This is a genomic window from Saccharothrix variisporea (assembly GCF_003634995.1).
GTDB classification, from domain to species: Bacteria; Actinomycetota; Actinomycetes; order Mycobacteriales; family Pseudonocardiaceae; genus Actinosynnema; species Actinosynnema variisporeum.
This window is the reverse complement of the sequence record NZ_RBXR01000001.1, coordinates 2,015,645-2,040,162: the sequence shown is the minus strand read 5'-3', so window position 1 is coordinate 2,040,162 and position 24,518 is coordinate 2,015,645. Positions and strand designations below refer to the sequence as shown.

Below are 24,518 nucleotides of genomic sequence, written 5' to 3'. Positions count from 1 at the left end.
GAGGCACGTCTCGCGGGGCGTCAACGACCCGTAAAGGCGGCGTTCACGGCCGTCAAGGACCCGTCAGTCCGTGCTGATCCTTCGCCGCCCGGCCGCACGCTCTCCGGCGTGAACCGGCTTTTCGAAGGGGGAAGCGCACATGGCCGACCTGGCCTACGCGGTGCTGCTGATCGGGGTTTTCGCGCTGCTGGCGCTGGGCGTGCGCGGGCTGGAGAAGCTGTGAGCGGCGCACTGGCCAACACCGTCGGTGGCGTGCTGGCGCTGCTGCTGATCGGGTACCTGGTCGTGGCGCTGGTCCGGCCGGAGAGGTTCTGATGTCCTCGACCACCGCCGGCCTGCTCCAGGTCGGCCTGCTGATCGCCGCCCTGGCCGCGGTGCACCGGCCGTTCGGCGACTACCTGGCCCGCGTCTACACCTCCACCCGGCACCTGCGGGTGGAGCGGGCGATCTACCGGCTGGCCCGCGTGGACCCCGACTCCGAGCAGCGGTGGACCACCTACGCGTACGGCGTGCTGGGGTTCTCGTTCGTCGGGGTCGTGCTGCTGTACGTGCTCCAGCGGGTCCAGTCGGCGCTGCCGTTCGACTTCGGGCGGGGCGACGTCCCGCCGGGGATGGCGTTCAACACCGCCGTCAGCTTCGTGACCAACACGAACTGGCAGTCCTACGTGCCCGAGACCGTCCTGGGCCACACCGTGCAGGTGGTCGGGCTGACCGTGCAGAACTTCGTGTCCGCCGCGGTCGGGATGGCCGTGGCGATCGCGTTGGTCCGGGGGTTCGCGCGGCAGCGGACCGACCGGCTGGGCAACTTCTGGGTGGACCTGGTGCGCGGGGTCACGCGCGTCCTGCTGCCGGTCGCGTTCGTGTTCGCGCTGGTGCTGGTGGCGTTGGGCGTGGTGATGAGCTTCCGGTCCGGCGTCGCCGTGGACGGGCACACCGTCGCCACCGCCCCGGTCGCGAGCCAGGAGGCGATCAAGGAGCTGGGCACCAACGGAGGCGGGGTGCTCAACGCCAACTCCGCGCACCCGTTCGAGAACCCGTCCGGCTGGTCGAACCTGGTCGAGGTCTTCCTCATCCTGGTCATCCCGGTGTCGCTGACCCGCACGTTCGGCACGCTGGTCGGCGACCGGCGGCAGGGGTACGTGCTGCTGAGCGTCATGGGCGTGCTGTGGGGCGCGATGCTCGCGGTGATCTGGACGGCCGAGGCGCACGGGCTGCGGCCGTTGGAGGGCAAGGAGGTCCGGTTCGGTGTGCCGTCCTCGGCGTTGTTCGCGAACAGCACGACCGGCACGTCCACGGGCGCGGTGAACTCGCTGCACGACAGCTACACCGGGCTCGGTGGCGGCGGGACGCTGCTGAACATGCTGTTCGGCGAGATGACGCCGGGCGGTGTGGGCACCGGGCTCTACAGCATCCTGGTCATGGCCGTGATCGCGATGTTCCTCGCCGGGCTGATGGTCGGCCGCACGCCGGAGTACCTGGGCAAGAAGCTGGGTCGGCGTGAGGTGACCGCGGCGGCGGTGTCGATCCTGGCCATGCCGGCGGTGTTGCTGATCGGTGCGGGCATCGCGGCGATCCTCCCCAGCACACAAGGCGCATTGAACAACCCCGGTGCGCACGGGTTGTCGGAAATCCTTTATGCGTACGCGTCGGCGTCCAACAACAACGGCAGCGCGTTCGGCGGCCTAACGGTGACCAGCGACTGGTTCCAGGCGTCGCTGGGCGTGTGCATGGCGCTGGGCCGGTTCGTGCCGATCGTGGCCGTGCTGTGCCTGGCCGGATCGCTGGCCGCGCAGCGGAAGGTGCCGGCGACGGCGGGCACGCTGCCCACCACCGGCCCGTTGTTCGCCTCGCTGCTCACCGGCGCGATCGTGCTGGTCGCGGCGCTCACGTTCGTCCCCGCTCTCGCTCTCGGTCCCATCGCGGAGGCTCTGCTGTGACCCTCACGGAAGTGCGCCCGCCGGAAGTCGCGGTGCGCCCGGTGCCCGCCGCGTTCCCGGAGGCGCTGCGCAAGCTGCACCCGCGCCACCAGGTGCGCAACCCGGTGATGTTCGTCGTCTGGGTCGGCTCGGTGCTGGTCACGGTGTTCGCGATCGGCGAGCCGAGCGTGTTCACGGTCGCGGTGGCGGTGTGGCTGTGGTTCACCGTGCTGTTCGCGAACCTGGCCGAGGCGGTCGCCGAGGGGCGCGGCAAGGCGCAGGCGGAGTCGTTGCGGCGCACCAAGAAGGACACGGTGGCGCGGCTCGTGGACGGCCGGACCGTGCCCGGTGCGGAGTTGGCGGTCGGCGACCTCGTCGTGGTCGAGGCCGGGGAGACCATCCCCGGAGACGGTGACGTGGTCGAGGGCATCGCCACCGTGGACGAGTCGGCCATCACGGGCGAGTCCGCGCCGGTGGTCCGGGAGTCCGGCGGCGACCGATCGGCGGTGACCGGTGGCACGACCGTGCTGTCGGACCGGATCGTCGTGCGGATCACCACCCGGCCCGGCGAGTCCTTCGTGGACCGGATGATCGCGCTCGTGGAAGGTGCCAAGCGGCAGAAGACGCCCAACGAGATCGCGTTGACGATCCTGTTGTCCACCTTGACGATCATCTTCCTGCTGGCCGTGGTGGCGTTGCAGCCCTTCGCGGTGTACTCCGGCGGCGAGCAGTCGGTGGTCGTGCTGACCGCGCTGCTGGTGTGCCTGATCCCGACCACGATCGGCGCGTTGCTGTCGGCGATCGGCATCGCCGGCATGGACCGGCTGGTGCGGCGCAACGTCCTGGCCGGTTCCGGCAAGGCGGTCGAGGCGGCCGGGGACATCGACACGCTGCTGCTGGACAAGACCGGCACCATCACGTGGGGCAACCGGCGTGCCACCGAGTTCATCCCGATCGGCTGCGAGATGGACGTCCTGGTCGACGCCGTGCGGCTGGCCAGCCTGGCGGACGGCACACCCGAGGGGCGCAGCATCGTGGAGCTGTGCGTGACCGAGTACGGCCGGCCCGCCGAGGCCACGGACCACGAGAAGACCGGCGAGGTCGTGCCGTTCACCGCGCAGACCCGGGTCAGCGGCATCGACCTGGACGGGCGTCGGGTGCGCAAGGGCGCGGCCAGCGCGTTCACGGTGTCCGCAGAGGTCCGCCGGGTCGTGGACTCGATCGGTTCCGAAGGCGGGACCCCATTGGTGGTGGCCGTCGATGACGTCGTGCTGGGCGTGGTCCGGCTGTCGGACGTGGTGAAGCCCGGCATCAAGGAACGTTTCGCCGAGCTGCGCGCCATGGGCATCCGGACCGTGATGGTCACCGGCGACAACCCGTTGACCGCCAAGGCGATCGCGGCCGAGGCCGGCGTGGACGACTACCTGGCCGAAGCCACACCCGAGGACAAGCTGGCACTGATCCGGCGCGAGCAGGACGGCGGGCGGCTGGTCGCCATGACCGGCGACGGCACCAACGACGCTCCCGCGCTGGCCCAGGCGGACGTGGGCGTGGCCATGAACACCGGCACCTCCGCCGCGAAGGAGGCCGGGAACATGGTGGACCTGGACTCCGACCCGACCAAGCTGATCGAGATCGTGGAGGTCGGCAAGCAGTTGCTGATCACGCGAGGTGCGCTGACGACGTTCAGCGTGGCCAACGACCTGGCCAAGTACTTCGCGATCCTGCCGGCCATGTTCGCGGCCATCTACCCGCAGCTGGACCGGTTGAACGTCATGCACCTGGGCTCTCCGCAGTCGGCGATCCTGTCGGCGGTGGTGTTCAACGCGCTGATCATCGTGGCGCTGATCCCGTTGGCGTTGCGGGGCGTGCGGTACCGGCCGTCCGGGGCGGCGGCGTTGTTGCGGCGGAACCTGCTGGTGTACGGGGTGGGTGGCGTGGTGACGCCGTTCGTCGGGATCTGGGTGATCGACTTGCTGGTGCGGCACATCCCTGGGATCGGGTGATTTCTGTGGTGAAGCAGGTGGTGGCGGGGCTGCGGGTGCTGCTCGTGCTGACCGTGTTGACCGGCGTGCTCTACCCGTTGGCGGTGTGGGGCGTGTCGCGGCTGCCGGGGTTGCGGGCGAACGCCGAGGCCGTGGACACGACGTTGGTGGCGGTGGACCGTCCCGGGAACCAGTGGTTCCACACCCGGCCTTCGCTGGCGACCCTGCCCGCCTCGGGAGGGTCGAACAAGGGGGAGCGCAACGCCGATTACGACGTGGTGGTGGCGCAGCGGCGGGCTGAGGTGGCGGTGCGGGAAGGGGTGCCGGAGAGCGCAGTGCCGGAAGATGCCGTGACGGCGTCGGCGTCCGGGCTCGATCCGCACATCAGCCTGGCTTACGCCGAGTTGCAGGTGCGGCGGGTGGCCCGGGTGAACGGGTTGCGGGAGGACGTGGTGCGGCAGTTGGTTTCCGATCACGTGGAGGGGGGAGTTGTCGGTGAGCCGGGGGTGAACGTGACGGCGTTGAACCGTGCGCTGGAGGCCGCGCGCTGAGACAGTGGCGGTCATGCGCGCGTGGAGGGTGCTGCGGCCCGGACCGCGGTTGACGGCGTCGGAGGAGCCGGTGCCGGAGCCCGGTCCGGGGGAGGTGCTGGTCCGGGTGACGGCGTGCGGGGTGTGCCGGACGGACCTGCACGTGGCGTCGGGCGACCTGCCGGTGCACCGGCCCGGGGTGGTGCCGGGGCACGAGGTGGTGGGTTCGGTCGTCGCCGGTGCGCTGCCGGAGGGCACCCGGGTGGGCGTGGCGTGGCTGCGGGGGACGTGCGGGACGTGCCGGTACTGCGTGCGCGGCGCGGAGAACCTGTGCCCGGCCTCGGTGTACACGGGTTGGGACGCCGACGGCGGGTACGCGGAGTACACGACGGTGCCGGCGTCCTTCGCCCACCCGCTGCCGTCCGGGTACGCGGATGTGGAGTTGGCGCCGTTGCTGTGCGCCGGGATCATCGGGTACCGGGCTCTGCGGCGGACGTCCCTGCCCGCGGGTGGCCGGTTGGGGATCTACGGGTTCGGGGCAAGCGCCCACTTGGCCGCGCAGGTCGCGCTGGCGGAGGGGGCGGTGGTGCACGTCATGACCCGCAGTCCGGCGGCTCGTGAGTTGGCGTTGGCGTTGGGCGCGGCGTCAGCCTCGGGGGCGGCGGACCGGCCGCCGGAGCCGTTGGACGCGGCCGTGCTGTTCGCGCCGGCGGGGGAGTTGGTGCTCCCGGCGTTGGAGGCGTTGGACCGGGGTGGGGTGTTGGCGATCGCGGGCATCCACCTCAGCGACGTGCCACGGCTGGACTACCAGCGGCACTTGTTCTACGAGAAGGAGGTCCGGAGTGTCACGGCCAACACGCGGGCGGACGCGCGGGAGTTCCTGGCGTTCGCCGGGGAGCACCGGCTGGCTGTGACGACTTCGGAGTACCCGCTGGAGCGGGCGGACCGGGCACTGGCGGACCTCGCCGCCGACCGGGTCAACGGGGCGGCGGTGCTCGTCCCCTGACGCGGCAAGCGATTCTCCGGCCCCTCCCGCCGCTCCCGCTCCGCGCCGCAGGCGCGAGCCGCTGGGCTGACGAGCCCACGGGAAGGGCCTCGGTTTCTTTTCCCCGTCCGGCCTGGGCGCAGCCCAACCGCGCTTCGCCCGGGTTTGCAACCACGCTTCACCGGTTGCGAACCCGGGCGAAGGGTGGTTGCCTCCGGCAGGCCGGACGGGGAAAAGAAACCGACGCCCTTCCCTCCCTGGGGGCCTGCCCAGCGGCGAGCGTCGCTTTTCCGCTTGTGATCTTGAGAGCGCGCCGGCGCGCTCGAGCTTGAGAGCGAAGCGTCCGCTCGAACCCCAAGCGCAGCGAGGACTAGCGAGAAGCGTTGGCGCGGTTGGCCATGACCGCGGGCATGTTGGCTTCCAGGTGGTCGATCAACGTCTGCACGTGATCGGCCGTCGACTCGCCCAGCGGGGTGAGGGAGTAGGTCACGCAGGGCGGCATCGCGGTCAGGACCTCGCGGTGGACGAAGCCGTCGCGTTCCAGGGCCTGCAAGGTCTGGGCCAGCATCTTCTCGCTGACCCCGTCGACCCGGCGGCGCAGGGCGTTGAACCTGGTCGGGCCCTGGCGCAGGCCGGCCAGGACCAGGACGGCCCAGCGGCCGGTCAGGTGGTCCAGGGTCCCTCGGGACGGGCAGTCCTTCGCGAAGACGTCGTACTTCACCCGCACCGCTCCCGTGTACTGTGGAATAGTTAGTGCTCTCCACCGGTAAGTGTACTCACGTGAGGAAGCCCGTGCGCGTCGAAATCTGGAGTGACCTGGTCTGCCCGTGGTGCTACATCGGCACCGCCCGCTTCGAGCAGGCCCTCGCGGGCTTCGAGCACCGTGCCGACGTCGAGGTGGTGCACCGCTCCTTCGAGCTCGACCCGCACCGCGAGCGCACCGAGCCGGTGGCCGACATGCTGGTCGACATGCTGGTCGAGAAGTTCGGGGCCGGCGGGGTCGGCCTGGACGGCAAGGTCGCGGCCGTCGCCCACGGGGACGGGCTGGCCTACGTCTCCGACCGCGAGGTCGGCAACACCGTCGACGCGCACCGGCTGCTGCACCTGGCCCGTGAGCGCGGCGTGGAGCGCGAGGTGTTGCAGGCGATGTACCGGGCCCACTTCGCCGAGGGCCGCTCGCTGTTCACGCCCGAAGCGCTGACCAAGGTCGCGGTGGACGCGGGGCTGGACGAGGACGACGTCCGGCGCGTGCTGGAGTCCGACGCCTACCTCGACGCCGTGCGCGCGGACGAGCGCGAGGCGGCGCGGCTGGGTGCCAACGGGGTGCCGTTCTTCGTGGTGGACGGCCGCTACGGCATCTCCGGCGCGCAGCCGGTGGAGCTGTTCACCAAGGCGCTGGAGACGGCGTGGGCCGACCGTCCGGTGGCCGTGCTCCAGGACGTGAACGCCTGCTCGGTCGACGGCTGCTAGGACGGTCCTGTCAGCCGGTAGCCGACGCCGGGGGTGGTGGTGATGACCGGCGGCGAGCCGAGTTTGCGGCGCAGGCGGCCCACGGTGACGGTCACGGTGTTGGTGAACGGGTCGGCGTGCTCGTCCCACACCCGCTCCAGCAGGCCCTCCGCGCTCAGGAACCCCGGCCACGCCCGCAGCAGCGCCTCCAGCACCGCGAACTCCTTCACCGACAACGCCAACGGCACGCCGTCACGCGTCGCCGTTCGCCGCACCGGGTCCAGTTCGACGCCGCCCACGCGCAGCGTCCGGGCCCGGGAGGACGGGCGGCGGCGGGACAGGGCGCGCACGCGCAGCACCAGTTCGGGGAAGTGGAACGGCTTGGCCAGGTAGTCGTCCGCGCCCAGGGTCAGGCCGCGGACGCGGTCCTCCGGCGTGCCCGACGCGGTCAGCATGAGGACCATCGGCCGGTCGTCCGCCGAGGTGATCACCTGGCACAGGTCGTCGCCGTGCAGGCCGGGCAGGTCGCGGTCCAGCACGACCACCTCGTAGTCGGTCACGTCGAGCTTGGCGGCGGCGGTGAGGCCGTCGTGCGCCACGTCCACCGCCATGCCCTGGTCCCGCAGCCCCTCGGCGACGACCTCGGCGAGCGCCCGCGCGTCCTCGACCACCAGCACCCTCACCGCTTCGCTCCGAAGTGGACGGTGACCCGCAGTCCGCCTTCGGGTCGTGCGGTGATCGAGAGGCAACCGTCGTGGGCGGTGGCGATGGCGGCGACGATCGACAGGCCCAGACCGGACCCGCGGTCCGACCCGGTACGGTTGGTCAGCCGCTGGAACGGCCGCCCCAGCCGCTCGACGTCCGCCTGCGCCAGCACCGGCCCGCCGCTCTCCACCACCAGGGAGTCGCCCGCGGTGACCTTCATCCAGCCGCCGTCGACGTTGTGGCGCACCGCGTTGTCCACCACGTTGTCGACCAGTTGCGCGAGCAGGACAGGGCTGCCGAAAATTTCCCCGTTCTGAAAATTCCTGTCCACTGAAATTTTCCGGACGCCAAGAATTTCAGCTCGGGCAAGGAGGGCCTGGTCGGCGAGCGCGGACAGGCTCACCGGGGCGAGGTCGGTGGGGGTGCCGGCTCTGGCCAAGGTGAGGAGCGCGTCCAAGAGGTGGTCCACGTTCGTGAGTTGAGCGCGGAGGCGGTCGGCCAGCGCGACGGTCTGGGGGTGCGCGTGCGGCTTGGCCGTCGCCACGTCCAGGGACGCGCGCATGGTCGCGAGCGGGGTGCGGAGTTCGTGTGACGCGTTGGCGACGAACGCGCGCTGCGCCGAGAAGGACGTCTCCAGGCGTTCCAGGAGGTCGTCCACGGTGTCGGCCAGCTGCTTGACCTCGTCCGCCGGCCCGGTCACCGCCAAGCGCTCGTGCAGGTTCTCGGCGGTGATCCGCCGGGTCGCGGCGGTGATCGTCCGCAACGGCCGCAGCACCCGGCCCGCGATCGCCTTGCCGACCAGCACCGACACCGCCGCCATGACGGCCAGCGCCGCCAGCGTGCCGACCAGCAGCTGCCGTGAGCGGGCCTGCTCCCACCCCGGGTCCGGCGGCGGCCCACCCACCGGGGCCACGCTCGTCAGGTCCCCGCCGAACAGGTTGATCAGCGCCGCCAACGCCGCCCCGGACACCAGGAACACCACCGCGTAAAGCACGGTGAACCGCAGTCCCACCGTCATCCGGCCGCGCAACATGCCCGTCAGCATGCCCCGCCCGACCTAACAGCGGTGTGACAGCGGCTGTTCGGCCCGTGTGACCGTGCGGCCCGTAGAACCGGATGCCGTGCGAACCCCAGTCGTCGCGGCCGTCGCCGCGCTCTTGCTCATCGCCCTGCCCGGACTGCTCCTGCCGCTGCTGGACCGCTCGTCGTGCAGCGAGGGGACGGTCGAGGTCGAGTGCCCCACCGACCCCGTCGGACCGGACGGGACCCCGGTCAGCGACCGGTTCTTCGTCATGCACCGGCCGTTGGGCGTCCACGGCTCCATCACCGCCCGCGTCGCGTCGATGGAAGGCACCATCACCTACCCGCCGCCCGACCACGACAAGATCGTTCCCGGGCTGGTGCCGTGGGCCAAGGCGGGCGTGATCGTCAAGGACGGGCTCGCGCAGGGGTCTTCGTACGCGGCGCTGATGCTGACCGGTGCGCACGGCGTGCGGATGCAGCACGACTACGTCCACGACACCGCCGGTTCGGCGACGGCCCGGTGGCTGCGGTTGAGCCGGGACGGGGACGTCGTGACGGGGGAGGACTCCGTCGACGGCGTGTCGTGGACGCGGGTCGGGTCGGTGCGGTTGTCCTTGCCGGACACCGTCCTGGTGGGACTGTTCGTCACCTCGCCGGGGGACCTGACCGTGCGGGACGGGGCGTCCCAGGTGCGGTTCACGCAGGCGACCGGGGTGTTCGACCACGTGGTGGTGGACGGGCCGGCGGCGTCGTGGACGAGTGCGGCGGTGGGGGGAGCGGGGACCACCGACTGGGAGAAGTTCCACCGGGCCGCCGGCGGGGTCGAGTCGGGCGGGACGTTCACCGTCACTGGATCGGGTGACATCGGGCCCCTGCCGGGTCCTTCGGCGGCGGGTGCGTTGGTGGGGTTGATTTTGGCGGTGGTCGTGCTGGTGCTGTGGTCGGTGCGGTGGCCGTTCGTGGTGGGCGTGGTGGGTGCCGGGGCGGCGGTGGTGTTCGTGGACGGGGTGCCTTGGCTGACCTTGGCGCGGGTGGTGCTCGGGGTCGGGGTGTTCATGGCGTTGGTTGCGGCGTATTCGTGGGCGTTGCGGGGGTTGCTGCGGCGGTGGGTGGCCGTTGTGGTGGCGTTGGGGACCGTGGTGGTGCCTTATGTGGTGGCGTTGGTGGTGCCGGGGTTGGGGTGGTTGTTGCGGGTGACACCGGCGGCAGGGTTCTCGGTGGTCGGCACGCGGGTCGCGTATCCCCAGGTGGTCGACTACTACGCACCGGCCGGTGGGTACTTCCCGCTGCCGTGGTGGGCGGGGTTGGCGGTGCTGGGCGGGTACGCGGCGGTCTTGATCGGGTTGAGGCGCGTGCGGACGGGTACACGCACAGCATGAGCACTGGCGACGACAGGACCGACGAGCTGGCGTCCTACGCGGCGCCGCAGGACACCGGGGCGCCGGACTCGGTCGAAACCGATCCGGCGGCGCTGAACAGCGCCGAGGACCTGGACGAGGACCGCTTGCGCGCGGACCCGCTGGAGGCCGCGATGGACCCGCCGGAGCGGTGGTCGGGGGCGGACAAGTACGGGACGACACCGTACGAGCAGGCCCACCCGCGGCCGTTGGACGACCGGCTGGCGGAGGAGGAACCCGACACGGCCCGGGACCCCGCGGCGGCGGAGGACGTGGCCGAGGCCGTGGGGCGCGGGCAGTCGGCCGATGAGGCGGGCGGCTCGGCGGGCAGCGCGGCGCGGGAGCCGGGGCCTGCGGACTGACGGGGTTCACGCGCGGCCGGTCGCCTCCGGGGCGGCCGGCCGCGTGCTGCTGTGGGTGGCGGTGGCTGGGTCAGACCGCGTGGGGGTAGGTCTCGGGGAGGTCGCCGCTGTTCCATCGCGGTGTGCGCTCCAAGGGCTCCAGGGCGGTCGTCCGGTCCACGTGGATCAGGGCGTCGAACTGGTCGGCTGGGCGGGCGCGGAAGTAGTGGCTGTGGCGTTCCGTGTGGGGGCGGTAGATGACGCCGATGGCCCGTTCCAGGCGGGACGTCCGGAGCACTCGTGCGCTGCGCGGGGCTTGCGGGAAGACCAGGGCGAAGTCGCCGCCGACCTCGTGCAACTGCTCCTCCACGCTCCCGGGTAGCGCCGGGCGGACGCGTTTGCGGTCCGCCTCCTCACCCCAGTTGTCGGCGGCGGTGACGGTGCCGGTGTAGGTGGTGAAGCCGATCAGGCGGCAGTCGTCGGGGTGGTGTTCGCGGACCAACTGGCCCACGTTCAGCTCGCCGCGGGACGCGAACTCGGTCGCCCGCGCGTCACCGAGGTGCGAGTTGTGCGCCCAGACCACGATCTTGCCGCCGTCCAGGTGGTCGCGCAGGGCCTCCAACGTCTCCGCCATGTGCCGGTCGCGCAGGTTCCACGAGGACACCCGGCCGCCGAACATCGTCCGGTAGTACTCCTCCGCCGACCGCACCAGCTGGGCGTTGCGTTCGGCGTGGAAACGTTCGTCGGCGGAACGATCGTTTTCGGGACGATCGTCCCTGGCGCGATAGTTCGAGCAGAGTTCGGTCAGCTGGGCGATCACGCGCCGCTCGCAGTCCTCGCCGGCGCCGAACGCCGCCGCCCGCGCGTAGGCACGACCGTCCTCGCCGTGCTCCAGGCACGAGTACCGCTCCCGCGCCCGCGCGGCGGCCTGCGGGTCCACGCCCTCCAGGTACGCCACGACCTGCGCGGCCGACCGGTGCAGGCTGTAGAGGTCCAAGCCGTAGAACCCGACCGGCTCGTCGGCCCGCTCGTTGTGCGCCCGCAGCCACGCCACGAACTCCAGCACCTCGGTGTTGCGCCACATCCACGCCGGGAACCGCTCGAACCCGCGCAGCGCCTCCTCGGCGTCGCGGTCCTCCCCGTACCCCCGCACGTACCGGTCGACGCGGTAGGCGTCCGGCCAGTCCGCCTCCACCGCCACCGCGCGGAACCCCTTCTCCTGCACCAACCGCCGGGTCATCGCGGCCCGCGCGGCGTAGAACTCGTGCGTCCCGTGCGACGCCTCCCCGAACAGCACCAGCCCGGCGTCCCCGACCAGGTCGAACAGCACCTCGTCGGGCAGCACCCCACCGGGCGCGGGCACGGCGTCCGCCCGCAGGACCGCCACGGTGGTGTCCGCGACCGGGGTCCCCTCAGCACCGCGCAGCAACGACCGCACCTCGTCGTCGGTCGTCTGCCCGAAGGTCATATATGACCCGCCCACGGCGACGAAGTCGGCCGGCGTGGACGCGCACACCATGTCGTCGACCTCGCGCGCCAACTCCCGGCACGTCGACGCGGGCGCGGTCGGCACGGCCACGACCAGCCGCGCGGGACGCAACTGGCGCAACGCCCGCACGGCGGCACGCGTGCTGGCGCCCGTCGCCAAGCCGTCGTCCACGAGCACCACGGTCTTGTCGGCCACGTCGATCATGTCCGCGGCACCCCGGTACGCGCGCTCGCGCCGCAGCAGCTCCTTCTGCTCGTGCTCGGTGACGCGCCGCAGGGTGTCGTCGTCCACGCGGGCCTGCCGGACGATGTCGTCGTTGAGCACGACCACGCCCCCGGACGCCAGCGCGCCCATCGCCAGCTCCGGCTGACGCGGCAGACCGAGCTTGCGCACGACGAACACGTCCAGCGGCGCCCGCAACGCCCGAGCCACCTCGTAGGCGACCGGCACCCCGCCGCGTGGCAGCGCCAGCACGACCACGTCGTCCCGGTCGCGGTAGTGGGACAGCAGTCCGGCCAGCACCCGTCCCGCGTCACGGCGGTCCCGGAAGAGCCGGTCGCGTCGGTTCCGCACGGTCCTCACTCCCCGGCGTCGGCGGAAGTTCCCGGGTTACCCGCGCGCCGGGGCCACTACACGTTGGGCGCCCACTACACGTTTGGCGCACCGACGGGCCGTGAACTCCCACCTCGTGGAGGACCCGGTCGCGGTGCGGGTCGGCGACCTGGCGGGTGACCTCGGCGTGCCGCCGGACCCGGTGGGCGTCGTGGTGTTCGCGCACGGCTCGGGCAGTTCCCGGCACAGCGGGCGCAACCGGGCGGTGGCGGCGTTCCTGCGCGACCAGGGCCTGGCCACCCTGCTGGTGGACCTGCTCACCGCGGACGAGGAGCGTGTGGACGTGCGCACCGGGCGGCTGCGGTTCGACATCGGGCTGCTCGCCGGGCGGGTGGCCGACGCCGTGCGGTGGTGCGGGACCTGCGGCGAGACCGCCGGGCTGCCGATCGGGCTGTTCGGAGCGAGCACCGGGGCCGCCGCCGCGCTGGTGGCCGCCGCCGAGGTGCCGGTCGGGGCCGTGGTGTCCCGGGGCGGGCGGCCGGACCTGGCGCGCGCCGCGCTGAGCCGCGTGCTGGTGCCCACGCTGCTCATCGTGGGCAGCCGCGACCACCAGGTGCTCGACCTCAACCGGGCGGCGGCGGCGCGGCTGGGCGGCCGGTGGGCGATCGAGGTGGTCCAGGGGGCGACCCACCTGTTCGAGGAACCCGGTGCGCTCGACCGGGTGGCCCGGCTCGCGGCCGGGTGGTTCCGCACGCACCTCGCTCCTTACGGAACGCGAACACGCATTGCCGAGTAGCCCGTTCGGGCGGACGATTGCTCCGTCTGGAGGAGGTACTCGAATGCTCACCGATACGAGAACCACGACCGTCCTGCCCGTCTCCGACATGGACCGGGCGAGCCGCTTCTACACCGACCAGCTCGGCCTCAAGGAGGTCGGGAGACTGCCCGACGGCAGCCGCACGTTCGACCTCGGTCACGGCAACGGCGTGAGCCTGCTGCCCGCCGAGGAGGGTTCGCAGACCAAGCACACCGTCCTCAGCTTCGAGGTCTCCGACATCTCCGGGGAGATCCGGGAGTTGGAGGGGCGCGGCGTCCGGTTCGAGGACTACGACACGCCCGACATCAAGACCGTGGACCACATCGCCGACATGAACGGCGAGAAGGCCGCCTGGTTCTGCGACTCCGAGGGAAACTACCTGTGCCTGCACCAGGCACCGTGACATGATCGCCGCCGTGGGGCTGCGAGCGGCGACGAGAGCGGACGTGCCGGCGATCGGCGAGCTGATGCGGCGCTCCGTCCTCGACGTCTTCCCGCGCTTCCACGACGACCGCGCCACGGCCTCCGCCGCGCGCCACCTGACCGTCCCGGACACCGTGCTGATCGACGACGGCACCTACTACGTCCACGAGGAGGACGGCGACGTGGTGGCGTGCGGCGGCTGGAGCAAGCGCGACAAGCTCTACACCGGGTCCGGGCCGGGCGCGTCCGACGACCGCCTGCTCGACCCGGCCACCGAGCCCGCCCGGGTCCGCGCGATGTTCGTGCGCGGCGACTGGACCCGGCGCGGGCTGGGCAAGGCGATCCTGGCCCGGTGCGTCCGGGACGCTCGGGCGGAGGGCTTCCGGTCGCTGGTGCTGATGGCGACCCTGCCCGGCGAGCCGCTGTACCGGTCCTTCGGCTTCCGCGAGGTGCGCCGGACCCGCGTGCCGCTGCCCGACGGCGTGGTGCTCGACGGCGTCGAGATGGACTACCCGCTGACGACGAGCTAGCCGCTGAGCCGGGCGGGCAGCGGTTCGTCGGCGGTGTAGGGCGGGGACGGGTCGTACTGGATCGTGCGGCGGACCTCGCGCGCGTGGTCGCGGCCGTGCAGGTGCCCGACCAGCCACAGGGCGCTGTCGATGCCCGCGGACACGCCCTGGCTGGTCAGCAGCGTGCCGTCCACCACGTACCGGGCGTCCCGCACGACCGTGACGCCGCCGAGGTCTTCCAACTCCTGCTCGTGCTGCCAGTGGGTCGCGACCCGCCGTCCGCGCGTCACGCCCGCCGCGTGCAGCAGGAACGCGCCCGTGCACACGCCGACCACCCACCGCGCCCCGGTGCCGGCGATCCAGTCGGTCACCACCGGGTTGCGCGTCTGCACAAGCCGGGCACCGCGACCGCCCGGGACCACCAGCACGTCCAGCGGGGGGTGGTCGGCCAGCGTCCGGTCGGGCAGCACCCGCAGCCCCTTGGCGCACCGCACCGGGTCCAGGCTCTCCGCGACCAGCACGGCGGTGTCCCCGGCGGCGCGGACCAGCGCCGAGGCGGTGAACACCTCCCAGGGGCCGACGAAGTCCAGCTCCTCGACCTCGTCGAAGACCAGCAGTCCGTACGTGGTCATCACGCCCCCGATCCGGGTCGGACGATCATCAGCACGACGACGACCGTCCAGAGGATGTTGTAGACGCCGACCAGGCCGGACAGCGTCTTGAGCTTGCGCGCGTCACCGGGCTCGCGCAGGGCGGCCCGCTGGCGCGGGTGGATCTGGAGGGCCAGCAGGAACCCGGCCGCGGCGGTCAGGACCATCGCCACGACGACCCAGATCTCGCCCATGCGGCCCTGGACGGACGCCAGGACGATGCCCGCCACGGGCACGACGACACCCGCGACGGCGTAGCCGCCGGTCACTCGGTGCAGCAGGGCGGCGACGGCGGGGTTGCGCTCGTCCGACCCGGTGCCGGAGACCGGGACGTAGCGGGGGAACAGGCTCGCGGCGACCGCCGAGCCGCCGACGAAGACGATGCCGGCGACCACGTGGATCGACAGCAGGACATGGTGCACGACGACCTCCAACCTTCAGTCTTCCTGAAGCCTAGCGCATGCTTCAGGCGACTTGAAGGTTGGGTGCGGTCAGTCGGTGATCAGGAGGAGAACGTCGCCCGCACCACCCGGCCGACTTCGCGTTGGGCGGGGTCGGCGTCGGGACCGAAGAGGCGTTCGTCCACTTCGGACACCTTCGCGCGGGCGGCGTCGAGCAGGCGCGTGCCCTCGGGGGTCAGCTCGATCGTGGACGCCGAGCCGGCGCGCGCGGTGCGGTCCTGCACGAGCCCGGCGGCGACCAGCGCTTTCACCGCGCCGTGCACGGACTGGACCGAGATGCCGGACATGCGGGCCAGGTCGGAGAAGGACGCGCCGGGGACGCCGGAGATGTGGCCGAGGAGTCCGAGCTTGCTCACCGTCAGCTCCAGGGGCGCGAGTGCGGCGGTCAGCTCGGCCTCGACCCGGCGCGCGAGGGTGAGGACGACGATCGAGGTGCTCGGCGCGGACGGCTGCGGGTCGTTCGGGGCGGTCACAGCGGGTATTTTCGCGCACCGGCGCCGGAGGCGGGGAAGGTGCGCGCGAGGGGGTGGCGCGGGCGGCCGACCGACCGCGCCACCCCGCCGTCACATCGCCGCGGCGGCGCGCTTGATCGCGTCGCGGATGCGGCAGTAGGTGCCGCAGCGGCAGACGTTCTCGATCGCGTCGATCTCCGCGTCCGTCGGCGACTTGGTCTTCTTCAGCAGCGCGGCGGCGGCCATGATCTGGCCCGGCTGGCAGAAGCCGCACTGGGCCACGTCCTCGGTCAGCCACGCCTCCTGCACCGGGTGCAGGTCGTCGCCGTCGGCCAGGCCCTCGATGGTGGTGACCTTGCGGCCCTGGCAGTCCGACACGGGCACGGTGCACGGGGTCACCGCCGCGCCGTCGATGTGGCTGGTGCACGCCTTGCACACGCCGACACCGCAGCCGTACTTCGGCCCGGTGATGCCGAGGCGGTCGCGCAGCACCCACAGCAGCGGGGTGTCGGCGGGTGCGTCGACCGCGACCTGCTCGCCGTTGACGGAGAACCGGTAGGTGGGCACGGGAACTCCTCAGAAGTTGATCGGGAAGCTGCGGGGACGGGTGCGGGTCGCGCGGGCGTAGGCGTTGGCCACGGCCGCCGCCGCCGCGGGCACGCCCAGCTCGCCCGCGCCGCCGGGCCGGCCGTTGGGCGGCATGACGAACACGTCGAGCTTGATCGGCGCGTGCTTCTGGCGGGCGTAGTGGAAGTCGCCGAAGCTGCCTTCCCGCACGCGCCCGTCGTCGATGTGCACCCCGGCCTGCAGGACCGTCGAGATGGCGTCCATCAGGCCGCCCATCATCTGCGCCTTGAGCCCGGTCGGGTTGACCGGCAGGCCGACGTCCACCGCGATGGTCGCCCGGGTCACCCGCGGCGCCTTCGGGTCGCGCGCGTCGATCTCCACCAGGCACGCCGTGGCCGACCGGTACTCCTCGTGCACGCCGACGCCCTGCGCCGTCCCGGCGGGCATCGCCTTGCCCCACTGGCCTTCCGCCGCGACCTTGGCCAGCACCGCCTTGACCCGCGCGGACTTCAGCACCTGGGTGCGGAACTTCACCGGGTCGCGCCCGAGCTTCGCGGCCAGCTCGTCCACCACGATCTCTTCGGCGGTCCGCAGGTTCGCCGAGTACACCGACCGCCAGCTGCCGGTGGGCACCGGCACCGGCACCTCGCTGAGCACCTGCGTCACGACGCCGAAGTTGTACGGGCAGGTCGCCGACAGGTGGAAGAACAGCAGGCCGTCCGCCGGGCCGGACACCGCCGCGCCGCTGGCGCTGACGATCTCGCCGAACCCGTGCTTGAGGTCGGTCTCCACGGCCGCCATGCGGTGCTCGAAGGCCTGCACGTCGCCGAGCAGGTGGGTGGCGCGGATCTTGTGGTGCGACGCGGGCCGCATCCGGCCGTGCTTGGTGTCGTCCTGGCGGGTCCACATCAGGCGGACCGGCTTGCCGATCTTCTTGGACACCGCCGCCGCCTCCAGCGCCGGGTCCCAGAACAGCCGGCGCCCGAACGACCCGCCGGCCCGCGACACGTGCACGGTCACCCGGTCCACCGGCAGGCCGACGACCCGGGCGATCTCGTTCTGCGCCACGATCGGCGACTGGCACGGGAACCACACCTCGGCCCGGTCCTCGCGCACGTCGGCGACCGCGTTGAGCACCTCCATCGGCGCGTGCGGCACGAACGCGAAGTCGAACTCGGCGTCGATGTAGCTCGACAGCAGCCCCGGCACCACCAGGGGCGCGACCGCCGACCGGAGCTTGGACCGGATGTTCGTGTCGGACAGCCCGACCGCCGGCCCGTCCTTCCAGGTGATCTTCAGGGCGTCGCGGGCCTTGAGCGCGATGTCGAACGACTTCGCGCTCACCGCGACACCGCTGTCGATCCGGGTCACCGCGACCACGCCGGGGATCGCCTTCGCCGCGGTGTCGTCCACCGAGACGACGGTCCCGCGGATCGTGGGCGGCCGGGCGACGACCGTGGCCAGCGCGCCCTCCACCTCGACGTCCATCGTGTACTTGGCCTTGCCGGTGACGATGTCGCGGGCGTCCACCCGGCCGGTCGGGGTGCCGACGAGCTTGTAGTTCTTGGCGTCCTTGGGCAGCCCGGTGACCGGGGCGGCCGTGGTGGCGGCGGCCTCGACGGCCAGCGCGCCGAAGCTCAGGGTGCGGCCATCGGCGGCGACCACCGTAGAGTCGCGGGTGGTCAGCGCGGAGGCCTCGACGCCCCACCGCTTGGCGGCGGCGGTGACCAGGCGGCCCCGCGTGGCGGCGGCGATCTGGCGGACCGGCTCCCACAGCGTGCGCATGCCGGTCGAGCCGCCGGTGAACTGGTTCCACAGCAGGCTCGGCGTGGCGTCGGCGAGCTCCACCCGCACGTCGGACAGCTTCGCGTCCAGCTCCTCGGCCACGAGCATGGCCACGGCGGTGGTGATGCCCTGCCCGGACTCGGCGCGCGGCAGCTCGAAGACGACCGTGCCATCGGTCTCCACGCGCAGCGCCATGGTCCACGCGGTGGGCCGGCTGGCCAGCGTGATCACGTCGCCGAGGTCGAGCAGGTCGGCGGGCTGCGGCAGGCTGGGCAGCGCCTCGGCGTCGGTGGCGTCGTAGGCGACGTAGCCGCCCACGGCCAGCGTCGGCGCGGCGATGGCGAAGGTCAGGAATCTGCGCCGACCGATCCCGCGCTTGCGCTCGCCCGACTTGTCCGGGTCAATCCGCCCGTCGGCGCCGGCCATCGGCAACTCCTCACCAGAGCTATTGCAGGGTGTTTGCAGGGGTAACACGACAAAACCATCGACATTCGCCTGCGGAGTTTGTGCGGTTCCGCGAGGTCAGCGGGTGCGGAAGCGAAATGAGACAACCTCTCACGTTCGCCGGACCTACTCGGACAGGTGTAGTCGACGGCCCGGGACGGGGGTACGGCGTCCCTTTGGCCGTGGTTGCGCGACACTCTAGGTAACCCTAAGCGGGTAGATCCATCCGCCGTTCGGAGTAACTAGGGGTTCACGGATGGTCAACCACGTGTACTACCTACCCTGGGGTAGGCAGCAGTTGCGAGATCTGCTATAAAAGCCCCCGCACACCAGTCCAGCGCGTCACCACAAATGAACCGCAGGGGACTTCGGGGAACCTGCGGATGCCTTGTCGGCCGTTGTCGGGGTTATTTCCGCTCTTGGGGGCGCGTTAGTGCCGTGCGCCGCCAGTTCGTTGTCGTTGCGATTCCGCGATCCGGTGATGGCGATCGATCCCGCTGCGAGCCGACGAGCCGGGGAAGGTTGAAGAGACGACGTCCATGCGCACACTCAAGCGGCTGCGGGGATCGGGCACGATCCAGTCCCGCGTCCTGGCCATCGCCCTCATCCCGTCGATCGCGATCATGGTCGTGGGTGTCGTCCTGTCCGGCTACCTGGCCTACCAGGGGATCAACACAAGATCCTTCGCGGACAACGTCCGCAGCTCGCTCGGTCCCAGCTCGCGGGTGATCCAGGCGGTGCAGGAGGAGCGGCGGCTGACCACGCTGCAGCTCAACGACCCCGGCGCCGACCGCAAGAAGCTCGCCGAGCAGCGCGGAGCCGTCGACACCGCCCTGGTCGAGCTGTCCCGGACGGTCGAGCGCCTGGCCGAGGACGCCCCCGACGAGCTGCGCAAGCCCCTCCAGCTGCTCGGCGACGCCGCCCGCGACCTGCCGCAGATGCGCCAGCGGGCCGACTTCGGCGCGGTCACCCCCGGCCAGGTCTACGACTTCTACGGCGACCTGGTCGACTTCGTCGGCCTCAGCGTCCAGGGCATCGCCCGGTCGGCCACCGACGGCGAGGTCGCCTTCGAGCAGACGATCAGCTCCGAGCTGCTGCGCTCGGTGGAGGCCCAGGCCCGCTCCCACGTCCTGGTGCAGCGCGCGATGACGCGCGGCCTGGACGAGAAGGAGTACCACGAGCTGGCCCACCAGATGGGCACCTACCACGAGCTCATCGAGACGATCGTGCCGCGCCTGACCGACCAGGAGCGCACCGACTACACCAACCTCAAGGGCACCGACTCCTGGAAGACCCTCGTCGCGGGCGACGACAAGATCATGGCCAAGGGGCCGGGCAAGCACCCCGCCGACTTCGACGTCGACGCCTGGGAGAAGGCCCACCAGGTCGTCTCGGAGAACCTGCTCAAGCTCTACGCCGCCCACTCCACCTACGCCGCCGACCTCGGCCACGAGCGCGGCGGCGCGGTGCTGACCGCCTCGCTCACCGCGGGCGGCGTGATCCTGCTGCTCGCCATCGCCGCGATGGTCGTCGCCCTGCGCCAGTCCCGCTCGCTGATCCGCCGCCTGACCACGCTGCGCAAGGACACCCTGGAGGTGGCCGAGCACAAGCTGCCCGACGTGGTGGCGCGCATCGGGCGCGGCGAGCGCGTGGACGTCGAGTCCGAGCTGCCCACCTTCGACCACGGTGACGACGAGATCGGCCAGGTCGCGCGGGCGTTCGAGAAGGCGCAGCGGTTCGCGGTGTCCGCCGCCGCCGAGGAGGCCGAGACCCGGCAGGGCGTCCGGTCGGTGTTCCTCAACATGGCCCACCGCAACCAGGTCATGGTGCACAAGCAGTTGCAGGTGCTGGACAAGGCCGAGCGCTCCGAGGAGGACCCCGACCAGCTCGCCCTGCTGTTCCAGCTCGACCACCTGGCCACCCGCAGCCGCCGCAACGCCGAGAGCCTGATCATCCTGGGCGGCAAGCGGCCCGGCCGGCAGTGGCGCAACCCCGTGCCGCTGCTGGACGTGGTGCGCGGCGCGGTGTCGGAGACCGAGCACTACAGCCGCGTGGACACCGGGTCGCTGCCGGACGTGAAGCTCACCGGCGCGGTCGTCGCCGACGTCATCCACCTGCTGGCCGAGCTGGTCGACAACGCCACCGCGTTCTCCCCGGCGGAGACGCACGTGGACATCGTCGCCACCCGCGTCGGGCGCGGCGTGGTCATCGAGATCGAGGACCAGGGCCAGGGCATCCAGGAAGAGCGGCTGGCCGAGCTCAACCGCCGGTTGCAGAGCCCGCCGGACTTCGGCGTGATGGCGCTGACCGGCGAGACCCGCATCGGCCTGTTCGTGGTCGGTCAGCTGGCCAACCGCAACGGCATCAAGGTCGCGCTGCGCGAGTCGATCTACGGGGGCGTGCAGGCGGTCGTGATGCTGCCCAACGAGCTCATCGCCGAGGAGTCGCCGGTGGAGCAGACGGCGACGCTGGCCCCGGTCGTCGCGCCCCAGCCGCGCCGCGCCCCGCTGGAGCGCCGCACGCCCGGCGAGTCGCTGGCCACCCGCACGCCCGGCGAGTCGCTGGGCAGCCTGTCCGGGTCGCTGGGCAGCGTGTCCGGGTCGCTGCCGCTGTTCGAGCCGGCGGTGGAGCCGGAGCCGGAGCGGTCGCGGGCGGGGTTCTCCGCGTTCCAGCGGGGCGTGCAGCAGGCGCGGGGTGAGGACGCGTGACGGTGGTCGCCGCCGGGGGAGGGGTGCCCGCGTCGTGACCGACGACGAGGACGCCTGGTACGACCAGGACGCCGGCCCCCTGGTGCGCCCGTACCAGGTCACCCGGGGGCGGACCAAGCCGGTCGGCCCGCAGTTGGACCTGATCACCCTCGTCGTCGCCACCGGCCTGCAGCCGCACGGGCTCAACCCGGAGTACCTGCGGGTGCTGGAGGTGTGCGCGGTGCCGCAGTCGGTCGCGGAGATCTCCGCCAAGGTCGGGCTCGCGCTGGGCGTGGCCCGGGTGGTGATCAGCGACCTGCTCGAACGGGACTTCCTGATGTTCCGCTCGCGGACGATCTCCGCGATGCCGGACCTGGAGATGCTCCAGCGGGTGCTGGAGGGGATTCGCAGGCTCTAAGGGCCCCGCTCAGGGGCTTGAGCAAGGTAGGACAACGCGGGGCCCGCCAGCCCCGCACGGTGTAGGAGGCCGCGATCCACGCACGCACGGTTGCCGTTCTGACCCTCGCCGCCGCCCTCTCGGGCTGCGGCGCGAACGGCGCACAGAGCACCACCTCGACCACCCCGTCCACGCCGCCGCCGTCGGTGGCGCTGCGCGGCGGTGGCACGTTCGCCGCGTGGTCGCCGGAAGCCCCGGCGACCACGTACAACCCCGAACTGCTCCCGGCGGGCTCGACCGCCGAGGTGGCGGTGACGACGTCGTCCGAAGGCGTCGTCACGGAGCTGAAGGTCACCGGCCTGCAGCCCGGCCGGGCCTACGGTGCGCACGCGCACGTCAAGGCGTGCGGGGAGAAGGGAGACGCGGCCGGCCCGCACTTCCAGGACAAGGCCGACCCGGTGACCCCTTCGGTCGACCCCGAGTACGCCAACCCGCGCAACGAGATCTGGCTGGACTTCACCACCGACGACAAGGGCTCGGGCACCGCGAAGTCCACAGTGGACTGGAAGCTCGGTGACCGCAAGCCGGCCTCGGTCGTCATCCACGAGAAGGCGACCGCCACCCACGCGGGCCACGCCGGCACCGCCGGTGCTCGCCTGGGCTGCGTGACCCTCAAGCCGTGAGTGTCAACCCCCGCGAGGCTGAACCGCAGCTTCGCGGGGGTTCGACCGGGGTTCCTCCGGGGTACTCCCGGCCCGAACAAGAGCAATTCCACCCTGGCGCACAGGGTGGCTCTTCGGGTGATACTGGACGGGTCGGGACCCCGCGCGCGGAGGTGGCTGGTCATGGGCTTGAGGGACCGTGAGAAACGCGCACTGGAGGAGATCGAGCGCAACCTCGCCGGCGAGGACCCGCGCCTGGCCAACCGCCTGGCCCGCATGCGCCGCGGTCCGCGTCTGTCCGGCCGGCTGGGCATCGCCGTGGGCCTCACCGTCGTCTACCTGCTGGGCCTGACCGTGGTCGTCTTCGGCGTCACGACCGGCTCGGCCGCCCTGGTCGTGCTCGGCGCGGCCCTGACGGCGGTGTTCCCGGTGTTGCTGGTCGTCGACGCCGTCCGCGCCGGCCGCCGCCCCGACCCCTACACGGTCGTCGACCGGACCCCGTCGGTCGGGTAGCACAGGCACCGCGCGCACGACTCGGCGAACTCGCGCACCACCGCACGCCGGTCGTCGGCCCGCCACACCACGGCCAGGCGGCCGGGCGTCAGGCCGTCGACCGGGCGGCACACCACGTCGAAGCCCGGTGACACGTCCGTGTTCTCCGCGGGCAGCAGCGCCACGCCCACCCCCGCGGCGACCAGTTCGAGCAGTTCGTCGGCGCTCCCGGCCTCGGCGGCCACCCGGGCGGGCGTCGTCCGGTGGTCCTCGGCCAGCCAGAACGACCGCAGCGCCCCGGCCGACGCGGGGTGCGCGACGAACGGCTCGTCCGCCAGGTCGGCGAACCCGACCGCGGTCCGGTCGGCCAGCGGGTGACCCGCGGGCAGCGCGACCCAGCGGTCCTCGGTGCTGACGACCTTCCACGCGAACCGGCCGTCGTCGGGCACCGGCAGCCACGCCAGCGCCACGTCCACGCCGTCCGCGAGCCCGGCGGTCGGGTCGCCCCACGACACCTGCCGGAACCGCAGCCGCCACCCCTCCATCCGCGCGGTCACCGAGGGCACCAGGCCGCGGCCGATGCGCGTGTGGAACCCGACCGTGAGCGTGCGCGCGGCACCGGCCACGTCGTGCCGGGCGTCGTCCCACCGGCCCAGCAGCGCGCGGGCGTGGGGCAGCAGGGCCTCGCCGGCCGGCGTCAGCGACACGCCGTGCCGGTCCCGCTCGAACAGCGGCGTCCGCAGCTCCGCCTCCAGGCGCCGGACCTGCTTGCTCAGCGTCGGCTGCGCGACGAACAGCCGACCGGCGGCGCGGGTGAAGCTGCGCTCCTCGGCGACGGTGAGGAAGTACCGGAGGTCGCGCAGGTGCACACCCATGCCCTCAGGCTATAGCCGCCGCTCTTGGACGCGGCGGGCCGGCGCGGTCGAAGATCGTCCCGTGGAACTCGGTGTCTTCGGACTCAACGCCAAAGCGGCCATCCCGCACACCACCCGCCTCGCCCGGCTGGCCGAGGACCTGGGCTACCGGTCCTGGTGGTGCGGGGAACACGTCGTCCTGCCCAGCCCGCGCGTCGCCCCGTCCCCGATGGATCCCGAGGACCCGATCCTCGACCCGCTGGTGCACCTGGCGCACGTCGCCGCGGTGACCGAGCGGCTGGAGCTGGGCACCGGGGTGCTCGTGCTGCCGCAGCGCCACCCGCTGCTGCTGGCCAAGCAGGCGGCGAGCCTGGACGTGCTGTCCGGCGGGCGGCTGCTGCTCGGGGTCGGCGCGGGCTACCTGGAGCCGGAACTGGCGGCGCTGGGCGTGCCGATGTCCGAGCGCGGCGGGCGCACCGACGACTACATCGACGCCATGCGCGCGCTGTGGACCGACCCGGCGCCGGTGTCCTTCGCGGGCAGGCACGTGGACTTCCGGAACCTCGACGCGCACCCGAGACCGGTGCGCGGTCCCCGGATCGTGGTGGGCGGGCACAGCCGGGCCGCGTTCCGCCGGGCGGTGGCGCGCGGGCACGGCTGGCTCGGCGTCGGCGGCGGCCCGGACGACCTGGCCGCCCACCTGCGCGGCCTGGCCCGCGCGGCCGAGGAGGTCGAACGGCCGGCCCACCTGGGCCGGTTGGAGGTCAACTTCGTCCAGATCGACCCCGTCGAGGTCACCCCCGCCGACCGCGACCGCTACGCGGAGTCGGGGGTGGACCGGTTGGCGCTCTACCCGTTGCCGCTGGAGGACGTCGACGACGTGGCGAGGTTCCTGGAGCGCCACGCGGGTTGACACCCGAAAGGGTGGCCGGCCCTGGCATTCGGG

General features: G+C 72.3%; 26 protein-coding genes. 16 read left to right on the top strand and 10 right to left on the bottom strand.

What is annotated here, in order from left to right:
* Window positions 1-219 precede the first annotated feature (219 nt).
* Genes kdpF through DFJ66_RS08770 form a run of 5 tightly spaced genes read left to right on the top strand, consistent with a single transcriptional unit; the run spans window position 220 to window position 5,437 of the window.
* Entirely contained in the window at window positions 220-315 is a 96-nt protein-coding gene (kdpF, locus tag DFJ66_RS08790) for a K(+)-transporting ATPase subunit F (RefSeq protein ID WP_121219690.1), read from the top strand.
* On the top strand, window positions 315-1,937 hold the full coding sequence (kdpA, locus tag DFJ66_RS08785; protein WP_121219688.1) for a potassium-transporting ATPase subunit KdpA: 1,623 nt from the start codon (window positions 315-317) through the stop codon (window positions 1,935-1,937). The genes kdpF and kdpA overlap by 1 nt, the downstream gene beginning before the upstream one ends.
* The gene (kdpB, locus tag DFJ66_RS08780) at window positions 1,934-3,922 is read left to right on the top strand and encodes a potassium-transporting ATPase subunit KdpB (protein ID WP_121219686.1); all 1,989 of its coding nucleotides are present in this window, start codon (window positions 1,934-1,936) and stop codon (window positions 3,920-3,922) included. The genes kdpA and kdpB overlap by 4 nt, the downstream gene beginning before the upstream one ends.
* Window positions 3,919-4,452 carry a potassium-transporting ATPase subunit C gene (locus DFJ66_RS08775; protein WP_121219684.1) on the top strand — a complete coding sequence of 178 codons (534 nt, stop codon included), beginning with the start codon at window positions 3,919-3,921 and terminating at the stop codon, window positions 4,450-4,452. The genes kdpB and DFJ66_RS08775 overlap by 4 nt, the downstream gene beginning before the upstream one ends.
* Before the next feature lie 13 nt (window positions 4,453-4,465).
* Window positions 4,466-5,437, top strand: coding sequence for a zinc-binding alcohol dehydrogenase family protein (locus DFJ66_RS08770; protein ID WP_121230877.1), 972 nt, complete (start codon window positions 4,466-4,468; stop codon window positions 5,435-5,437).
* A gap of 349 nt (window positions 5,438-5,786) precedes the next feature.
* Here the strand turns inward: DFJ66_RS08770 and DFJ66_RS08765 are convergent, their stop codons facing one another.
* Complete coding sequence (locus DFJ66_RS08765; protein ID WP_121230875.1) at window positions 5,787-6,137, bottom strand: winged helix-turn-helix transcriptional regulator; 351 nt, start codon at window positions 6,135-6,137, stop codon at window positions 5,787-5,789.
* A 59-nt stretch (window positions 6,138-6,196) separates the two neighbouring features.
* On the opposite strand from DFJ66_RS08765, the gene DFJ66_RS08760 reads away from it, so the two are divergent.
* Window positions 6,197-6,886, top strand: coding sequence for a DsbA family oxidoreductase (locus DFJ66_RS08760; RefSeq protein WP_246029643.1), 690 nt, complete (start codon window positions 6,197-6,199; stop codon window positions 6,884-6,886).
* Here the strand turns inward: DFJ66_RS08760 and DFJ66_RS08755 are convergent.
* Both DFJ66_RS08755 and DFJ66_RS08750 read right to left on the bottom strand, forming a co-directional pair.
* Window positions 6,883-7,548 carry a response regulator transcription factor gene (locus DFJ66_RS08755; RefSeq protein ID WP_211351031.1) on the bottom strand — a complete coding sequence of 222 codons (666 nt, stop codon included), beginning with the start codon at window positions 7,546-7,548 and terminating at the stop codon, window positions 6,883-6,885. The genes DFJ66_RS08760 and DFJ66_RS08755 overlap by 4 nt on opposite strands.
* Window positions 7,545-8,603: a sensor histidine kinase gene (locus tag DFJ66_RS08750; protein ID WP_246029642.1), complete on the bottom strand. Its 1,059-nt coding sequence runs from the start codon at window positions 8,601-8,603 to the stop codon at window positions 7,545-7,547. The genes DFJ66_RS08755 and DFJ66_RS08750 overlap by 4 nt, the downstream gene beginning before the upstream one ends.
* Before the next feature lie 88 nt (window positions 8,604-8,691).
* Here DFJ66_RS08750 and DFJ66_RS08745 point away from each other — a divergent pair, with 88 nt between their 5' ends.
* Both DFJ66_RS08745 and DFJ66_RS08740 read left to right on the top strand, forming a co-directional pair.
* The gene (locus DFJ66_RS08745; RefSeq protein WP_121219680.1) at window positions 8,692-9,972 is read left to right on the top strand and encodes a DUF1349 domain-containing protein; all 1,281 of its coding nucleotides are present in this window, start codon (window positions 8,692-8,694) and stop codon (window positions 9,970-9,972) included.
* Window positions 9,969-10,352: a hypothetical protein gene (locus DFJ66_RS08740; RefSeq protein WP_121219677.1), complete on the top strand. Its 384-nt coding sequence runs from the start codon at window positions 9,969-9,971 to the stop codon at window positions 10,350-10,352. Before DFJ66_RS08745 ends, DFJ66_RS08740 begins: the two co-directional genes overlap by 4 nt.
* Window positions 10,353-10,422: 70 nt before the next feature.
* Here the strand turns inward: DFJ66_RS08740 and DFJ66_RS08735 are convergent, their stop codons facing one another.
* On the bottom strand, window positions 10,423-12,393 hold the full coding sequence (locus DFJ66_RS08735) for an erythromycin esterase family protein (RefSeq protein ID WP_121219675.1): 1,971 nt from the start codon (window positions 12,391-12,393) through the stop codon (window positions 10,423-10,425).
* A 100-nt stretch (window positions 12,394-12,493) separates the two neighbouring features.
* Between DFJ66_RS08735 and DFJ66_RS08730 the strand changes: the two genes are divergently transcribed.
* Genes DFJ66_RS08730 through DFJ66_RS08720 form a run of 3 tightly spaced genes read left to right on the top strand, consistent with a single transcriptional unit; the run spans window position 12,494 to window position 14,142 of the window.
* Window positions 12,494-13,168 carry a dienelactone hydrolase family protein gene (locus DFJ66_RS08730; RefSeq protein ID WP_246029641.1) on the top strand — a complete coding sequence of 225 codons (675 nt, stop codon included), beginning with the start codon at window positions 12,494-12,496 and terminating at the stop codon, window positions 13,166-13,168.
* 43 nt (window positions 13,169-13,211) lie between these two features.
* Entirely contained in the window at window positions 13,212-13,592 is a 381-nt protein-coding gene (locus DFJ66_RS08725) for a VOC family protein (RefSeq protein ID WP_121219673.1), read from the top strand.
* Between the two features lies 1 nt (window position 13,593).
* Window positions 13,594-14,142, top strand: coding sequence for a GNAT family N-acetyltransferase (locus DFJ66_RS08720; protein ID WP_121219671.1), 549 nt, complete (start codon window positions 13,594-13,596; stop codon window positions 14,140-14,142).
* Here the strand turns inward: DFJ66_RS08720 and DFJ66_RS08715 are convergent.
* The 5 genes from DFJ66_RS08715 to DFJ66_RS08695 all read right to left on the bottom strand — a co-directional run bounded on the left by DFJ66_RS08715 (window position 14,139) and on the right by DFJ66_RS08695 (window position 18,462).
* A complete protein-coding gene (locus tag DFJ66_RS08715; RefSeq protein WP_121219669.1) occupies window positions 14,139-14,753 on the bottom strand; it encodes a DJ-1/PfpI family protein in 615 nt (204 codons plus the stop codon). The two genes, DFJ66_RS08720 and DFJ66_RS08715, sit on opposite strands and share 4 nt — an antisense overlap.
* On the bottom strand, window positions 14,753-15,193 hold the full coding sequence (locus DFJ66_RS08710) for a hypothetical protein (protein ID WP_121230866.1): 441 nt from the start codon (window positions 15,191-15,193) through the stop codon (window positions 14,753-14,755). The genes DFJ66_RS08715 and DFJ66_RS08710 overlap by 1 nt, the downstream gene beginning before the upstream one ends.
* Before the next feature lie 80 nt (window positions 15,194-15,273).
* Entirely contained in the window at window positions 15,274-15,705 is a 432-nt protein-coding gene (locus tag DFJ66_RS08705) for a MarR family winged helix-turn-helix transcriptional regulator (RefSeq protein ID WP_121219667.1), read from the bottom strand.
* A 90-nt stretch (window positions 15,706-15,795) separates the two neighbouring features.
* Window positions 15,796-16,251 (bottom strand): (2Fe-2S)-binding protein, encoded by a 456-nt coding sequence (locus tag DFJ66_RS08700; protein WP_121219666.1) that lies wholly within the window; start codon window positions 16,249-16,251, stop codon window positions 15,796-15,798.
* A gap of 9 nt (window positions 16,252-16,260) precedes the next feature.
* The gene (locus DFJ66_RS08695; RefSeq protein WP_121219664.1) at window positions 16,261-18,462 is read right to left on the bottom strand and encodes a molybdopterin cofactor-binding domain-containing protein; all 2,202 of its coding nucleotides are present in this window, start codon (window positions 18,460-18,462) and stop codon (window positions 16,261-16,263) included.
* 557 nt (window positions 18,463-19,019) lie between these two features.
* Here DFJ66_RS08695 and DFJ66_RS08690 point away from each other — a divergent pair.
* The 4 genes from DFJ66_RS08690 (at window position 19,020) to DFJ66_RS08675 (ending at window position 22,739) form a co-directional block, all read left to right on the top strand.
* On the top strand, window positions 19,020-21,188 hold the full coding sequence (locus tag DFJ66_RS08690) for a sensor histidine kinase (RefSeq protein ID WP_121219661.1): 2,169 nt from the start codon (window positions 19,020-19,022) through the stop codon (window positions 21,186-21,188).
* A gap of 34 nt (window positions 21,189-21,222) precedes the next feature.
* Complete coding sequence (locus tag DFJ66_RS08685) at window positions 21,223-21,585, top strand: DUF742 domain-containing protein (protein ID WP_121219659.1); 363 nt, start codon at window positions 21,223-21,225, stop codon at window positions 21,583-21,585.
* A gap of 185 nt (window positions 21,586-21,770) precedes the next feature.
* A complete protein-coding gene (locus DFJ66_RS08680; RefSeq protein WP_246029640.1) occupies window positions 21,771-22,247 on the top strand; it encodes a superoxide dismutase family protein in 477 nt (158 codons plus the stop codon).
* A 162-nt stretch (window positions 22,248-22,409) separates the two neighbouring features.
* A complete protein-coding gene (locus DFJ66_RS08675) occupies window positions 22,410-22,739 on the top strand; it encodes a DUF3040 domain-containing protein (protein ID WP_121219655.1) in 330 nt (109 codons plus the stop codon).
* On the opposite strand, the gene DFJ66_RS08670 is transcribed toward DFJ66_RS08675, so the two are convergent.
* Entirely contained in the window at window positions 22,703-23,593 is an 891-nt protein-coding gene (locus DFJ66_RS08670) for a LysR family transcriptional regulator (RefSeq protein ID WP_121219653.1), read from the bottom strand. The two genes, DFJ66_RS08675 and DFJ66_RS08670, sit on opposite strands and share 37 nt — an antisense overlap.
* Window positions 23,594-23,654: 61 nt before the next feature.
* On the opposite strand from DFJ66_RS08670, the gene DFJ66_RS08665 reads away from it, so the two are divergent.
* Complete coding sequence (locus tag DFJ66_RS08665; protein ID WP_121219651.1) at window positions 23,655-24,485, top strand: TIGR03619 family F420-dependent LLM class oxidoreductase; 831 nt, start codon at window positions 23,655-23,657, stop codon at window positions 24,483-24,485.
* Window positions 24,486-24,518: the final 33 nt, after the last annotated feature.

Coding starts and splice junctions, on each gene's coding strand:
- kdpA (WP_121219688.1), top strand. CDS start 315: ATGTCCTCGACCACCGCCGGCCTGCTCCAGGTCGGCCTGCTGATCGCC.
- DFJ66_RS08770 (WP_121230877.1), top strand. CDS start 4,466: ATGCGCGCGTGGAGGGTGCTGCGGCCCGGACCGCGGTTGACGGCGTCG.
- DFJ66_RS08750 (WP_246029642.1), bottom strand. CDS start 8,603: ATGTTGCGCGGCCGGATGACGGTGGGACTGCGGTTCACCGTGCTTTAC.
- DFJ66_RS08740 (WP_121219677.1), top strand. CDS start 9,969: ATGAGCACTGGCGACGACAGGACCGACGAGCTGGCGTCCTACGCGGCG.
- DFJ66_RS08725 (WP_121219673.1), top strand. CDS start 13,212: ATGCTCACCGATACGAGAACCACGACCGTCCTGCCCGTCTCCGACATG.
- DFJ66_RS08720 (WP_121219671.1), top strand. CDS start 13,594: ATGATCGCCGCCGTGGGGCTGCGAGCGGCGACGAGAGCGGACGTGCCG.
- DFJ66_RS08715 (WP_121219669.1), bottom strand. CDS start 14,753: ATGACCACGTACGGACTGCTGGTCTTCGACGAGGTCGAGGAGCTGGAC.
- DFJ66_RS08695 (WP_121219664.1), bottom strand. CDS start 18,462: ATGGCCGGCGCCGACGGGCGGATTGACCCGGACAAGTCGGGCGAGCGC.
- DFJ66_RS08690 (WP_121219661.1), top strand. CDS start 19,020: ATGCGCACACTCAAGCGGCTGCGGGGATCGGGCACGATCCAGTCCCGC.
- DFJ66_RS08675 (WP_121219655.1), top strand. CDS start 22,410: ATGGGCTTGAGGGACCGTGAGAAACGCGCACTGGAGGAGATCGAGCGC.
- DFJ66_RS08670 (WP_121219653.1), bottom strand. CDS start 23,593: ATGGGTGTGCACCTGCGCGACCTCCGGTACTTCCTCACCGTCGCCGAG.